This is a genomic window from Herbiconiux sp. 320_LB, from assembly GCF_059691755.1.
Genome location: NZ_JCAWAD010000001.1, coordinates 167,235 through 180,598, shown reverse-complemented (window position 1 = coordinate 180,598; position 13,364 = coordinate 167,235). Strand labels below are relative to the sequence as shown.

13 protein-coding genes are annotated in these 13,364 nt (G+C 70.5%); 2 read left to right on the top strand and 11 right to left on the bottom strand.

Annotated elements, in window-relative coordinates:
* Nucleotides 1–2 precede the first annotated feature (2 nt).
* From aroB to AC59HU_RS00780, 11 genes are all read right to left on the bottom strand, one after another.
* Nucleotides 3–1,082: a 3-dehydroquinate synthase gene (gene aroB, locus AC59HU_RS00830; RefSeq protein WP_497221417.1), complete on the bottom strand. Its 1,080-nt coding sequence runs from the start codon at nucleotides 1,080–1,082 to the stop codon at nucleotides 3–5.
* Nucleotides 1,079–1,591 (bottom strand): shikimate kinase, encoded by a 513-nt coding sequence (locus AC59HU_RS00825; RefSeq protein ID WP_497221416.1) that lies wholly within the window; start codon nucleotides 1,589–1,591, stop codon nucleotides 1,079–1,081. The genes aroB and AC59HU_RS00825 overlap by 4 nt, the downstream gene beginning before the upstream one ends.
* Nucleotides 1,588–2,787: a chorismate synthase gene (gene aroC, locus AC59HU_RS00820; protein WP_497221415.1), complete on the bottom strand. Its 1,200-nt coding sequence runs from the start codon at nucleotides 2,785–2,787 to the stop codon at nucleotides 1,588–1,590. Before aroC ends, AC59HU_RS00825 begins: the two co-directional genes overlap by 4 nt.
* A gap of 39 nt (nucleotides 2,788–2,826) precedes the next feature.
* Nucleotides 2,827–3,711, bottom strand: coding sequence for a shikimate dehydrogenase (locus tag AC59HU_RS00815; protein WP_497221414.1), 885 nt, complete (start codon nucleotides 3,709–3,711; stop codon nucleotides 2,827–2,829).
* A gap of 14 nt (nucleotides 3,712–3,725) precedes the next feature.
* The gene (mltG, locus tag AC59HU_RS00810; RefSeq protein WP_497221413.1) at nucleotides 3,726–4,913 is read right to left on the bottom strand and encodes an endolytic transglycosylase MltG; all 1,188 of its coding nucleotides are present in this window, start codon (nucleotides 4,911–4,913) and stop codon (nucleotides 3,726–3,728) included.
* Between the two features lie 49 nt (nucleotides 4,914–4,962).
* Nucleotides 4,963–5,433 (bottom strand): Holliday junction resolvase RuvX, encoded by a 471-nt coding sequence (gene ruvX, locus AC59HU_RS00805; protein ID WP_497221412.1) that lies wholly within the window; start codon nucleotides 5,431–5,433, stop codon nucleotides 4,963–4,965.
* Between the two features lie 3 nt (nucleotides 5,434–5,436).
* Complete coding sequence (gene alaS / locus AC59HU_RS00800) at nucleotides 5,437–8,115, bottom strand: alanine--tRNA ligase (protein ID WP_497221411.1); 2,679 nt, start codon at nucleotides 8,113–8,115, stop codon at nucleotides 5,437–5,439.
* 75 nt (nucleotides 8,116–8,190) lie between these two features.
* Entirely contained in the window at nucleotides 8,191–8,400 is a 210-nt protein-coding gene (locus AC59HU_RS00795) for a hypothetical protein (RefSeq protein ID WP_497221410.1), read from the bottom strand.
* Between the two features lie 63 nt (nucleotides 8,401–8,463).
* Entirely contained in the window at nucleotides 8,464–8,883 is a 420-nt protein-coding gene (locus AC59HU_RS00790; RefSeq protein WP_497221409.1) for a DUF948 domain-containing protein, read from the bottom strand.
* A gap of 77 nt (nucleotides 8,884–8,960) precedes the next feature.
* Nucleotides 8,961–9,590, bottom strand: coding sequence for a 30S ribosomal protein S4 (gene rpsD, locus AC59HU_RS00785; RefSeq protein ID WP_497221408.1), 630 nt, complete (start codon nucleotides 9,588–9,590; stop codon nucleotides 8,961–8,963).
* A gap of 193 nt (nucleotides 9,591–9,783) precedes the next feature.
* Nucleotides 9,784–11,199 carry a replication-associated recombination protein A gene (locus tag AC59HU_RS00780; protein WP_497221407.1) on the bottom strand — a complete coding sequence of 472 codons (1,416 nt, stop codon included), beginning with the start codon at nucleotides 11,197–11,199 and terminating at the stop codon, nucleotides 9,784–9,786.
* A gap of 58 nt (nucleotides 11,200–11,257) precedes the next feature.
* On the opposite strand from AC59HU_RS00780, the gene AC59HU_RS00775 reads away from it, so the two are divergent.
* Nucleotides 11,258–12,067 (top strand): peptidylprolyl isomerase, encoded by an 810-nt coding sequence (locus tag AC59HU_RS00775; RefSeq protein ID WP_497221406.1) that lies wholly within the window; start codon nucleotides 11,258–11,260, stop codon nucleotides 12,065–12,067.
* A gap of 63 nt (nucleotides 12,068–12,130) precedes the next feature.
* Complete coding sequence (locus AC59HU_RS00770) at nucleotides 12,131–13,360, top strand: DUF349 domain-containing protein (RefSeq protein WP_497221405.1); 1,230 nt, start codon at nucleotides 12,131–12,133, stop codon at nucleotides 13,358–13,360.
* The last annotated feature ends 4 nt before the right edge of the window (nucleotides 13,361–13,364 follow it).

The following is a 13,364-nucleotide window of genomic DNA, read 5'->3' as shown; positions in this document are numbered from 1 at the left end:
TCCTAGGATGCGATCTCTTGGTAGGCGGCGAACAGCAGCGACGAGTCCGGCCCCTGCAGCACGCTGGGCCGGGCCACGTCGTCGAGCACGATGAAGCGCAGCATCCCGCCGCGCGACTTCTTGTCGCGCTGCATGGTCGCCAGAAGGGTCGGCCAGCGCCCGCCCGGGTACGTCGTGGGCAGCGACAGCGAGGTGAGGATGGCGCGCATCCGGTCGACGGAATCGTCGGACAGCGATCCGGTCAGCCGGCTCAGCTCGGCCGCGAACATCATGCCGACCGCCACCGCCGCCCCGTGCCGCCATTGGTACCGCTCGGCGTGCTCGATGGCGTGCCCGAGCGTGTGCCCGTAGTTCAGGATCTCGCGGAGCCCGGCCTCCTTGAAGTCGCTGCTGACCACCCGCGCCTTGACCGCGACGGAGAGTTCGATCAGGCGCCGGAACTCCTCGGTCGACGGGTCGGTCGCCCGGTCGACGTCGGCCTCGATGATGTCGAGGATCTCGGGCTCGGCGATGAAGCCGTACTTCACGACCTCGCCGAACCCGGCGAGGATCTCGTTCCGCGGCAGCGCGGTGAGCAGGTCGAGGTCGGCGATGACCGCGCTCGGCGCGTAGAAGGCGCCGACGAGGTTCTTGCCCTCGTTGGTGTTGATGCCGGTCTTGCCCCCGACGGCCGCGTCGACCATCCCGAGCAGGGTTGTCGGCACCTGCACGAGCGTCACGCCGCGCAACCAGGTCGCGGCGACGAAGCCGGCCACGTCGGTGACCGCTCCCCCGCCGAAGCCGATCACGGCGTCGGTGCGGGTGAAGTCGGCCTGACCCAGGACCTGCCAGCAGAAGGCGGCGACCTCGACCCGCTTGCCGGCCTCCGCATCCGGGATCTCGGCCAGCAGCACCTCGTAGTCGCCCTGGAGGCTCTCGCGGAACGAGGCGGCGATGGCGCCGAGGGTCGGCGGGTGCACGACGAGCACCTTCTTCACCGCGGGCCCCAGACCGTCGCGCACCCGGTCGAGGATGCCGCGGCCGACGATCACGTCGTACGCCCCCTCGCCGGTGATCGGGATGCGGGTGACGGTGTCGTTCATCGGATGCTCTCCTTCTTCGCCGCGCGCAGGCCTCGGGCCCAGGTCGCGATCTCGTCGGCGATGGTGTCGGCCGGCCGGTCAGAGGTGTCGACCGTGAGACCGGCCAGTCGGTCGTAGAGGTCGCGGCGGGCCTGGAAGACCGCGATCCAGGATTCGAGGTCCGGCACGAGCGGGCGCCTGCCCGACCCGAGGCGGGCGGCCACGGCGTGCGGCTGCACGGTGAGCAGCACGACCGGCAGTCCTTCGAGATCGCGCTGCGTCTCGGGGTCGAGCACCGCGCCGCCGCCGAACGAGACCACGCCGCCCCGGGCGAGGGCCCGGACGACCTGCTCGCGCTCGAGGGCGCGGAACCGGGGCTCGCCCTGGCGGGCGAAGATCTCCGGGATCGGCCCGTGCTCGGCCACGATCAGCGAGTCGGTGTCGGAGAAGGGTTCGCTGAGCAGCCGCGCCACGCGCGTGCCGATCCGCGACTTCCCGGCTGCCGGAGGGCCGATCAGGACGAGGGTCATCCGCGGGCGATGCCCGTGCGCAGCGCCTCGGGGATGTTCGCGAGGTAGGACTCGAGGTTGCGGCGGGTCTCGCCGACCGAGTCGCCGCCGAACTTCTCCAGCACCGAGTTCGCCAGCACCAGGGCGGTCATCGCCTCGGCCACGACCCCGGCGGCCGGCACGGCGCAGACGTCGGAGCGCTGGTGGTGCGCCGCCGCGTCCTCCCCCGTGGCCACGTCGATCGTGTGCAGCGCGTGCGGCACGGTGGCGATCGGCTTCATGCCGGCGCTGACCCGCAGCACGGTGCCCGTGGACATGCCGCCCTCGGTGCCGCCGGCGCGGTCGCTGGAGCGGACGATCTCGTCGCCCTCGCGGAACAGCTCGTCGTGGGCGGCCGAGCCGCGGCGGCGGGTGGTCTCGAAGCCGTCGCCGACCTCGACGCCCTTGATCGCCTGGATGCCCATGAGGGCGGCGGCGAGCTGCGAGTCGAGCCGGCGGTCCCAGTGCACGTGCGAGCCCAGGCCCGGCGGGAGCCCGTAGGCGAGCACCTCGACGACGCCGCCCAGGGTGTCGCCCTCCTTGTGGGCGTCGTCGATCTCGGCGACCATCAGCGCGCTCGTCGCCGGGTCGAAGCAGCGCACCGGGTCGGCGTCGAGCGCCTCGACGTCGGAGGGGCGCGGCAGCGGGCTGCCCTCGGGCACGCGAACGGGCCCGATCGCGACGGTGTGGCTGACCAGCTGGATGCCGAGCTCGCCGAGGAAGGCCTTGGCCACCGCGCCGAGGGCCACCCGGGCGGCCGTCTCGCGGGCGCTCGCGCGCTCGAGGATGGGCCGGGCCTCGTCGAAGTCGTACTTCTGCATGCCCACGAGGTCGGCATGGCCGGGACGCGGGCGGGTGAGCGGGGCGCTGCGACCGGTGCCGGGCAGCGGCTCCTCGCGCGGCTCGACGCCCATCACCTCGGTCCACTTCGGCCACTCGGTGTTGCCGACGCGGATCGCGACCGGGCTGCCGAGCGTCGTGCCGTGCACGACGCCGCCGGAGAGGCTCAGTTCGTCCTGCTCGAACTTCATCCGGGCGCCGCGGCCGTAGCCCAGCTTCCGCCGGGCGAGGTCGGCACGGAGCTGATCGAGTGTGATGGGGATGCCGGACGGAAGACCCTCGACGATCGCGACGAGTTCTTGACCGTGGGACTCCCCGGCGGTGAGCCAACGAAGCATATGAGAAGTGTATTGGGCGACGGGGAGGTTGGTCGCCGCTCAGGCGAGGGCGGCCTGCATGGCGCCGAGGATGCGGGGCTCGTCGGGGAGCTTCACCAGCGGGTCGCCGTGCAGGAAGACGCGGATCTGCATCAGCGCCTGGTGCAGCAGCATGGCCTCACCCGGCACGATCGCACTGCCCGAGGCCTGCCAGAGCTCGGCGAGCTCGCTCGGCCACGGGTGGTAGGCGACATCGAGCAGAGTGGATGAACGGGGCGCGACGGCCTCGACGAAGTTCGCCGACACCCCCACGCCTCCGGGCAGTGTGCTGATGGTGAGGTCGGGCTCGAGACCCGCCAGCGCCGGGTCGTGCAGGGCGGTGACCGTGCTGGCCACACCGGCCGACCGCGCGGCCTCGACGACCGGGCCGGCCTTCGTGGGGCTCCGGAGCACCACGTCGACGTGCTCGCTGCCGAGCTGCGCCGCGGCGACCACGGCCGAGCGGGCGGTCGCACCGCCGCCGAGCACCAGGGTGCGCGCGGTCGAGCTGACGCCCGCCCGCCGTAGTGCCTCGGCGATGCCGTGGACGTCGGTGTTGAACCCGGCCAGCAGCCGCCGGCCGTCGGAGGAGGTGACCAGCACCGTGTTGACCGACTCGGTCATCCGGCCCACCGCATCCACCGAGGTGAGCGAGCCGAAGACGGTCTCCTTGAGCGGCATCGTCAGCGACAGCCCACGCCACGGTCCGTCGAGATCGGCCAGGAAGGCCGGGAGCTGGTCGGCGGTCACGTCGATCGCGTCGTACCCCCACGGCAGGCCGAGGGCCGCGTAGGCGGCGCGGTGCAGCAGCGGCGACTTCGAGTGCGCGATCGGCGAGCCGAGCACGGCCGCGAGCCGCGGCACCCGGAGCGCGTCCGGATCCCCGGTGAGCGGATCGATCGACATGGACGCCTCCCCGATCAGCCGATGCCGGGGTGGTCGGCCCACCACTGCTGCAGCTGCTCGACGGCCTGCTCGTGCTCGTCGGCCGTGGTCGAGAACACCGTCTCGCCGGTGTCGAGGTTCACGGTCACGAAGAACAGCCACGGCCCGTCGGCCGGGTGCAGCGCCGCGTTGATCGCGTCGTCTCCCGGGTTCGAGATCGGGCCGCCCGGCAGACCCGGGTGCGCGTAGGTGTTGTAGATGTTCGAGGTGTCCGCACGCTCGGCCGAGGTGGTCTCGACGTCGTTGCCGCCGGCGCCGTAGCGCACCGTCGCATCCGACTCGAGGTTCATTCCGTCGGCGAGGCGGTTGGTGAACACCCGCGAGACCTTCGCCATGTCGGCGACGCTGCCCGCCTCCTTCTGGATGAGTGCGGCGAGCGTCACCACCCGGAACCGGTCGTCGGGGGCGACGCCGGCCGCATCCAGCGACTGGAAGGCGCGGTTCACCATCGCCGTGATCATGTCGACGGCGGTCTGCCCGGGCTGGAAGGTGTAGGTTGCCGGGAAGAGGAAGCCCTCGATGCTCGGGGCCTGGGCCGGCACGCCGAGGGCGGTGTAGTTCGCGCCCGCGGCCTCGAAGTCGGTCAGCGGCAGGCCCGTGACGTCGGCGAGCTCCTGGTAGATGCCCTTGGCGCTCGACCCCTCGGGGATGGTGACCGTGTAGTCGATCTTGCTCGCCGGGTCCTGCAGCGCGGTGAGCGCCGACTGGGCGCTCATCTGCGAGGCGAGCCGGAAGGTGCCCGACTGGAACACGGGTGCGGGGCTCTGCTTGAGCAGCAGGTCGTAGAAGGTCGACGAGCTCTTGACCACGCCCGCCGCCGCCAGGTTGTCGCCGATGACCTCGCCGCTGTCGCCCTCGTTGATCACGAAGTCGACCTCGCCGGTGCCGCTGCCGGTGTAGTCGTCGACCTCCTTGGCGGCGAAGACCGAGGCGATCTGCGAGCCGAAGGTGTTGACCACGAAGAACCCGGCGCCGCCGAGGAGGCCCAGGATGACGACGGTGGTGATCAGTCGCGCGATCCAGCGTCGCGGCTTCCGCGGAGGCGGAGCGCTCTCCCGCGTGGAGCGGCGGGTGGGCGGCGTGGCGGTGGCGACGCGGCCGGGTTGTTCCGGACGGAAGAACTCGGCGAAGGGGTGGTCCTCTGGTGGCTGTCGATCAGTCACGCGATACCTTTTCCTTGACTCGGGTCGGGCTGGGGGGAAGCCGATTCCATCAGGATCGCCCCGTCGCGATCAGGATGCCGGGAGGATTTCCCGAGGCACGTTCGGTGTCGAGCGCGTGCTGGACGAGTATAACCGCGGCCACCTGGTCGATCACGGGGCGCGAGCTCCGAGTGTTCCGACCGGTGCGGTGCAGCGCAGCCTGCGCGGAGACCGTGGTGAGGCGCTCGTCGATCATGCGCACGGGGAGGCCGCCGGTCGAGGCCAGGCGCTCGGCGAAGTCGCGCGCATCCTGCGTCGACGGCGTCTCGGAGCCGCTCATCGACAGCGGCAGGCCCACCACGTACTCGAAGGCGTCCAGCTCGGCGGCGATGCTCAGGATGCGCCGCAGATCGGCGTCGTCGCCCTCGGGCGTGCGGGGCACGGTCTCGACGGGCGTGGCGAGCATCCCGTGCGGATCCGTGCGGGCGACACCGATGCGGGCCTTGCCCACATCGATCCCGATCCGCACTCCGATCCGCATCCGCTACCCGGCCGCCCCGCCGGCGACCGTGCGGCCGACGGCCGAGAGCGCCTCGTCGAGGGCTCCGACGTCGGTGCCGCCGCCCTGGGCCAAGTCGTCCTTGCCGCCGCCTCCGCCGCCGAGCACACCCGCGGCGAGCTTGGCGAGGGCGCCGGCCTTGGCGCCGACGGCGCGGGCGCCCTCGGTGGTGGCGACGATCACGACGGGCTTGGCGTTGACGACCGCGGCCAGGGCCACGACGGCGGCGGCCGAGCCGCCCGCGACGAGCGCCTCGCGCACGCCGGTGACCAGCTGGCGCACGTCGTCGGCCGAGCGCAGCTCGCCCACGTTCTCGGCGACCAGGGAGACCGCTCCGGCGGGATGCGCGGTCGCGGCCAGGCCCGGGACGCGGGTCGACAGCTGGCCGGCCTCGAACGCGGCGATCTTCTTCTCGGCCGCCTTGAGGTTGGCGCTGAGGTCGGCGATGCGGGTGACCAGCTCGTCGCGCGGAGTCTTGAGGCTCGAGGTGAGCTGTGAGACGAGGGCGCGCTCGGCGGCGAACTCGCGGAACGCCTCGATGCCCACGAGCGCCTCGACCCGGCGGTTGGTCGAGCCGATCGACGACTCGCCCTGCAGGTTGATCATGCCGATCTGGGCGCTGGAGGAGACATGGGTGCCGGCGCAGAGCTCGCGCGACCAGGGGCCGCCGATGTCGACCATCCGCACGACCTCGCCGTACTTCTCGCCGAACAGCGCCATCGCACCCATCGAGCGGGCCTCGTCGAGCGGCAGCTCGCGGGTGACGACCTCGAGGTCGCTCCGGATGGCGACGTTCGCGATCTCCTCGATCTCGGTGCGCGTCTCGGCCGAGAGCGGCTGATTCCACGAGAAGTCCAGGCGCATGTAGCCGGCCTTGTTGTACGAACCGGCCTGGTGCGCCTCCTCGCCGAGGGTCTCGCGCAGTGCGGCGTGGATGAGGTGGGTCGCCGAGTGCGCCTGGGTCGCGCCCCGGCGCCAGTCGGCGTCCACGACGCTCCGCGCCCGGTCGCCCACGGCGACCTGACCGCTGGTGACCTCGGCGCGGTGGCTGATCAGGCCCTTCACGGGCTTCTGCACGTCGAGCACGGTCAGCTCGAAGCCGTCGCCGACGATCGTGCCGGCATCGGCCTCCTGACCGCCCGACTCGGCGTAGAGTGCGGTCTCGGCGAGGATGACCTCGACCTGCTCCCCCGCGACCGCGGAGGAGACCGAGACGCCGTCGAGGATGAGCCCGAGCACGGGCGACTCGGCCTCGAGCTCGTCGTAGCCCCGGAACACGGTCTCGCCGAGCGCCCGGAACTGGCTGTAGACGGTCAGGTCGGTGATGCCGAGCTTCTTGGCCTTGGCGTCGGCCTTGGCGCGCTGCTTCTGCTCGGCCATCAGTGACTCGAAGGCGACCCGGTCGACGGTGATCCCGGACTCCTCGGCGATCTCGAGGGTGAGGTCGATCGGGAACCCGTAGGTGTCGTGCAGGAGGAAGGCGGTCTCGCCCGGGAGCTCGGTGGCCCCGCCGGTCTTGGTCGAGGCGACCGCGGTGTCGAGGATGGTGGTGCCGCCGGTGAGGGTGCGGAGGAACGACTCCTCCTCGGCGTAGGCCCCGCGCGAGATGCGGCCGAAGTCGGTCTCGACCTCGGGGTAGGCCGCCTTCATGGCGTCGCGCGACGCGGTCAGCAGTTCGGGCATGGTCGCCGTGTCGACGCCCAGCAGTCGCATCGAGCGCACCGTGCGGCGCAGCAGCCGCCGGAGGATGTAGCCGCGGCCCTCGTTCGACGGGGTGACGCCGTCGCTCATCAGCATCAGGGCGGAGCGCACGTGGTCGGCGACCACCCGCATCCGCACGTCGTCGTCATGGTCGGCGCCGTAGCGGCGACCGGAGAGCTCGGAGGCGCGGTCGAGCACGGGGCGCACCTGGTCGATCTCGTACAGGTTCTCAACGCCCTGCTTGAGGAACGCGACGCGCTCGAGGCCCATGCCGGTGTCGATGTTCTTGCGCGGCAGCTCGCCGAGGATCTCGAACTCGGTCTTCGAGGTGCCCTCGCCGCGGAGGTACTGCATGAACACGAGGTTCCAGATCTCGATGTACCGGTTCTCGTCGGCCGCCGGGCCGCCCTCCGCGCCGTACGCCGGGCCACGGTCGAAGTAGATCTCCGAGCAGGGGCCCGCCGGGCCGGGCTGGCCGGTCGACCAGTAGTTGTCCTCTTTGCCGAGACGCTGGATGCGGGAGGACGGCACGCCGGCCACCCGCTTCCACAGGTCGATGGCCTCGTCGTCGTCCTCGTAGACGGTGACCCAGAGGTCGCGCTCGGCGAAACCGAGGCCGCCCTCGTTCTCGGGCGTGGTCAGCAGCTCCCAGGCATAGCCGATCGCGCCTTCCTTGAAGTAGTCGCCGAACGAGAAATTGCCGTTCATCTGGAAGAAGGTGCCGTGCCGGGTCGTCTTCCCGACCTCCTCGATGTCGAGGGTGCGGATGCACTTCTGCACGCTCGTGGCGCGCGGGTACGGCGCCGGCACCAGCCCCGAGAGATACGGGATGAACGGGACCATGCCGGCCACGGTGAACAGCAGCGACGGGTCGTCGCTGACCAGCGACGCGGAGGGGACGACGGTGTGCCCCCGGCTCCCGAAGAAGTCGAGCCAGCGGGAACGGATGTCAGCGGTCTGCATGAGTGCGGGGTGTCCTCGGGGTGGGAGAGCGAACACGGTCCGCCGGCGCGAGGCGCACGGCGGACCGAGAGGGAGCTACTTGGCGAGCTTGTCGCCGGCGTCGGCGATCGCGGCGCGCAGCTCGGACTCGCGCTCGCGGTACCCGTCGATCAAGGAGTCGCCGAACTCCTTGGTCTTCTTGTCGAGCTCGGAGAAGAACTTCTTGCCGCCCGAGGTCTGGTTGAACTGGTGCGCGACCACGAATCCGATGCCGACTCCGGCGATCAGCCACAGAACTTTCTTCATTGCGTTCTCCTCGTTCGTAGGGTGCTCGTTCGGGACAGAAAAAGCCTCGGCCAGTGTAGCGGGCTACTTCGAGCGCTTCCCCGGGGCCGGCTTCACGCCGGCCTTCTTCGGCTTCTTGCCCGTGCGCTGCGACTCGGGCCGGAAGGTCAGGATCCCTTCGCGCACGGCGGCGCTGAAGCCGGCGAGCTTGATCAGCGGGCCACCGACCGAGGCGGCGAACAGCGCCACCAGCGACGACACGTTCCCGGTGACCTCTTCGACGTTCTTGGTGATCGCATCCACCCGGGCGAGCTGCTTGTTCGCCTCCTGCACGGTCACCGTCGACTCGGCGAGGATGGGCGTGATTCCGTCGCTGACGTCTTTGATCGAGTCGCGGGTCTGGTCGAACACTCCCCCGAGCTTCAGCAACGGCACGGCGATCAGGCCCACCAGCACGGCGAAGACCCCCGCTGCGATCAGGCCTGCGATGTCTCCACCGGTCATGGGGGAACCTCTCTGTGAAACGACGGAAGCGGGCCACCCGAAGGTGACCCGCTCCTAGTATGTCGCGACTGCGCGGATTATCGGGCCGCGTAGTACTCGACGACGAGCTGCACTTCACAGGTCACGGGGATCTGTGCGCGCTTGGGGCGCTCGACGAGTCGGGCCTGGAGCTTGTCCAGCTCGACATCGAGGTACGAGGGCGTCTTCGGCAGCAGGTCGATGTGACCGCCGGCGGCGGCGACCTGGAAGGGCTCGGTGCCCTCGGAGCGCTGCTTGACGTGGATCATCTGACCCGGCTTCACGCGGAAGGACGGGCGGTCGACGAGCTGGCCGTCGACCAGGATGTGACGGTGCACGACCATCTGACGGGCCTGGGCGGTGGTGCGGGCGAAGCCGGCACGGAGCACCAGGGCGTCCAGACGCATCTCGAGGAGCTCGACCAGGTTCTCACCGGTCAGGCCCTTCGCACGACGGGCCTCCTCGAAGGCGATCTTCAGCTGCTTCTCGCGGATGCCGTACTGGGCGCGCAGACGCTGCTTCTCGCGCAGACGGACGGCGTAGTCGCTGTCCTGCTTGCGCTTGGTGCGGCCGTGCTCACCGGGAGCGTAGGGGCGCTTCTCGAGGTACTTGGCCGCCTTCGGGGTGAGGGGGATGCCGAGTGCCCGGGAGAGGCGGGTCTTGCTTCGCGTACGCGACTTGGTAGCCACTTACGTCCTTTCGGTTGAAATTCTTACGAGATGGATTGCGCACGGATGCGCGTGACTCCACAGGAGTCCAAGTAAGAGGGGTGTCTGCCGGGCGGTTCGGCTAAAGAACGCGATCCCGTTATCGAACGTCGATCGGCAGCCGCTCCGAAATGACGCTGATTAGGCGTCTACGAGAATAGCACAGCGGATGCCGCTACTTCTGCGTTCCCCGCGTGATGTCGCGGAGTTTCGCGAGCCGCGCCGCGACCTCCCGCTCGTGCCCGTGATCGGTCGGGTCGTAATAGGTGGTGCCGGTCAGTTCGTCGGGCAGGTACTGCTGTCGCACCACCCCGATCGCGTCGTCGTGCGGGTACTTGTAGCCCTTGCCGTGACCGAGGCGCTTGGCGCCGGCGTAGTGCGCGTCGCGGAGGTGCTTCGGCACCCGGCCGAAGTTGCCGGCCTTCACATCGGCGATCGCCTTGTTGATACCCACGTATGCGGCATTCGACTTCGGCGCGGTGGCGAGGTAGACGACCGCCTCGGCCAGCGGGAGCCGCCCTTCCGGCATGCCGATCATCTGCACGGCCTCGGCGGCCGCGACGGCGATCGGCAGTGCCTGCGGGTCGGCGATGCCGATGTCTTCGGCCGCCAGGATGATCACCCGGCGCGCGATGAACCGCGGATCCTCCCCCGCCTCGAACATGCGGGCGAGGTAGTGGAGCGAGGCGTCGACGTCGGAACCCCGCACCGACTTGATGAAGGCGCTGATGACGTCGTAGTGCTCGTCGCCGTTGCGGTCGTAGCGGAGCAGGGCGCGGTCGACGGACTGCTCGAGCACGGCGCCGGTGATCACGGGGAGGTCGTGGACCTGCTCGTCGTCGCCGTCGACTTCCTCGTCGTCTTCGTCGTCGTCGTCTTCGTCTTCGTCGTGAGCGTCAGCAGCCGGCGCGGCGGCGAGCACCGTGCCGGCGGCGGCCTCGAGGGCGGTGAGGGCACGGCGGGCGTCGCCCGACGACATCCGGATGATGGCCGAGCGCGCCTCGTCGTCGAGCGCGACCTTGCCGGCGAGCCCGCGGGGGTCGGTGACCGCGCGGTCGATCAGCACGCCGAGGTCGTCGTCGGTCAATTGCTCGAGGGTGAGCAGGAGCGAGCGGGAGAGCAACGGCGAGATGACCGAGAAGGAGGGGTTCTCGGTGGTGGCGGCCACCAGGATGACCCAGCCGTTCTCGACCCCCGGGAGCAGTGCATCCTGCTGGGCCTTGGTGAAGCGGTGGATCTCGTCGAGGAAGAGCACGGTCGACAGGCCGTAGAGGTCGCGGTTGCGGAAGGCCTCCTCCATCACCTGCCTGACGTCTTTCACCCCGGCGGTGACGGCCGAGAGCTCGACGAACTTGCGGCCCGAGGAATGGGCGATCGCCTGCGCGAGCGTGGTCTTGCCCGTGCCGGGCGGGCCCCAGAGGATGACCGAGACCGACCCGGTGGTGCCGCCGACGTCGGAGGCGAGGTTCACCAGCGGGGAACCGGGTCGCAGCAGATGCTTCTGACCGGCCACCTCGTCGAGGCTGCGAGGGCGCATCCGCACCGCGAGCGGGACCGATCCGGAGTGGAGTCCCGGTTGCTGATGAGCCATGCGTCTAGGGTACTGTGATGGGCCGACAGCGCCCGGCGATCGAACAACTGGAGGATCCGTGGCACCCAGCAGTCAGGAGCGCGCCGCTCGCGAGGCCCGCACGCGTTTGCGCGACTACCAGGCCCGGCAGACCGCGCACACCGAGCGCATCCGTCGGCGGGTGCGTGACAACGTGATCGCGGTCGTCGTCGTGCTCGTGCTGATCGCCGGTGTGACCGCCGCCCAGCTGTTCTACTTCTCCGGAGGCCCCGGCACGCCGGTCGCCGCCCCCTCGGCCAGTGCCACGCCGGAGGCGACGCCCTCGGCCTCGCCGACCGCCCCGGCCGGCCAGAACAGCGGAGACGTGCCGCCGACCTCGGTCGCCGAGGGTCGCGACTGGACCGGGACGTTGACGATCAACGACATCCCGCTGGGCCTCCAGCTCGACGGCACGGCCGCGCCCCAGGCCGTCTCGGCCTTCATCTCGCAGGCGCAGTCCGGCTTCCTCACGAACACCACCTGCCACCGGCTCACCACGAGCGGCATCTACGTGCTGCAGTGCGGCGACCCGACCGGCACCGGCACCGGCGGCCCGGGCTACAGCTACGGCCCGGTCGAGAACGCTCCGGCCGACGACGTGTACCCCGCGGGCACGCTCGCGATGGCCCGTCAGGGCGGCAACGGCTACAGCATGGGCAGCCAGTTCTTCATCGTCTACCAGGACTCGACCATCCCCTCGGACGCGGCGGGCGGCTATACCGTCCTCGGCACGATCACGAGTGGTCTCGACGCCCTGCAGTCCGGCGTGATCGCCGCGGGAACGGCCGACGGCAGTGGCGACGGCGCCCCGAAGACGACCGCCACCATCACCTCCGTCACGGTTCAGTGACCGATCCCCGGCCGTGCAATAGGCTGGTGCCCGTATTCCAGACAACGTCGACAGGATGGTTCCGTGACCAGTAGTGATCAACTCCCGTGGGGACGAGTCGAGGACGACGGCTCCGTCTTCGTCCGCGAGGGTGACGGAGAGCGCTTGGTCGGCCAGTACCCCGACGGCACCAAGGAGGAGGCGCTCGCCTACTTCGAGCGCAAGTACACCGATCTCGCCGGCCAGGTGACGCTGCTCGAGCAGCGCGCCAAGCGCGGCGCCCCGGCCGGCGACATCGCCAAGGCAGTGAAGTCGTTGACCGCGTCGGTCGCCTCGGCGAACGCGGTCGGCGACCTCGCGTCGTTGCAGACCCGCCTCGAGGCGCTGTCCTCGACCGTGTCCGAGATCACCGAGAAGCAGTCCGCCGAGGCGGAGGCCCAGGTCGCGCAGGCGGTCGTGGATCGCACGGCGATCGTCGAGGAGATCGAGAAGCTCGCCGCGCACGACCCCGCGAAGGCGCAGTGGAAGTCGGTCACCTCGCAGATCGACTCGCTGTTCGCCCGCTGGCAGAAGCACCAGCAGGAAGGCCCGCGCCTTCCGCGTGCCGAGGCCGGCGAGCTGTGGAAGCGGTTCCGCGAGGCGCGCACCACGCTCGAGCAGCAGCGCAAGGCCTTCTTCGCCGAGCTCGACCAGGTGCACCGCGACGCGCGCACCCGCAAGCAGGAGCTCGTCGACCAGGCCGAGGCGCTCGCCCCGCGCGGGGTCGACGGCATCGGTGCCTACCGCGACCTGCTGGCGTCGTGGAAGGCGACCGGCCGTGCCGGCAAGAAGTACGACGACGCGCTCTGGGACCGCTTCAAGGCGGCCGGTGACGTGCTGTACTCGGCCCGCAGCGAGGTCGTCGCGCGCGACGAGCAGGAGTTCGGCGAGAACCTCACCCAGAAGCTCGCCCTGCTCGACGAGGCCGAGCCGCTCCTGAAGGAGACCGACCGGGTGAAGGCCCGCGAGCTGCTCACGAGCATCCAGACCCGGTGGGACGAGGTCGGCAAGGTCCCCCGCGACCAGGTCAAGCCGATCGAAGACCGGCTGCGCAAGGTCGAGGCCGCCGTGCGGAAGCTCGACGAGGACTACTGGTCGAAGAACAACCCCGAGAAGAAGGCCCGCTCGGAGGGTCTGGCGTCGCAGCTGACCGGAGCGATCGACAAGCTGCAGCGCGAGATCGACGACGCGAAGGCGGCCGGCGACTCGAAGAAGGCGGCCGAGCTCCAGGAGGCGCTGGACGCGCGGAAGGTCTGGCTCGACGCGCTCGGCTGACCCT

Excerpts from the sequence above, each read along its gene's own strand:
- aroC (WP_497221415.1), bottom strand. The coding sequence starts at position 2,787 with ATGCTTCGTTGGCTCACCGCCGGGGAGTCCCACGGTCAAGAACTCGTC.
- alaS (WP_497221411.1), bottom strand. The coding sequence starts at position 8,115 with ATGCAGACCGCTGACATCCGTTCCCGCTGGCTCGACTTCTTCGGGAGC.
- AC59HU_RS00825 (WP_497221416.1), bottom strand. The coding sequence starts at position 1,591 with ATGACCCTCGTCCTGATCGGCCCTCCGGCAGCCGGGAAGTCGCGGATC.
- aroB (WP_497221417.1), bottom strand. The coding sequence starts at position 1,082 with ATGAACGACACCGTCACCCGCATCCCGATCACCGGCGAGGGGGCGTAC.
- ruvX (WP_497221412.1), bottom strand. The coding sequence starts at position 5,433 with ATGCGGATCGGAGTGCGGATCGGGATCGATGTGGGCAAGGCCCGCATC.
- AC59HU_RS00795 (WP_497221410.1), bottom strand. The coding sequence starts at position 8,400 with ATGAAGAAAGTTCTGTGGCTGATCGCCGGAGTCGGCATCGGATTCGTG.
- AC59HU_RS00790 (WP_497221409.1), bottom strand. The coding sequence starts at position 8,883 with ATGACCGGTGGAGACATCGCAGGCCTGATCGCAGCGGGGGTCTTCGCC.
- AC59HU_RS00815 (WP_497221414.1), bottom strand. The coding sequence starts at position 3,711 with ATGTCGATCGATCCGCTCACCGGGGATCCGGACGCGCTCCGGGTGCCG.
- AC59HU_RS00780 (WP_497221407.1), bottom strand. The coding sequence starts at position 11,199 with ATGGCTCATCAGCAACCGGGACTCCACTCCGGATCGGTCCCGCTCGCG.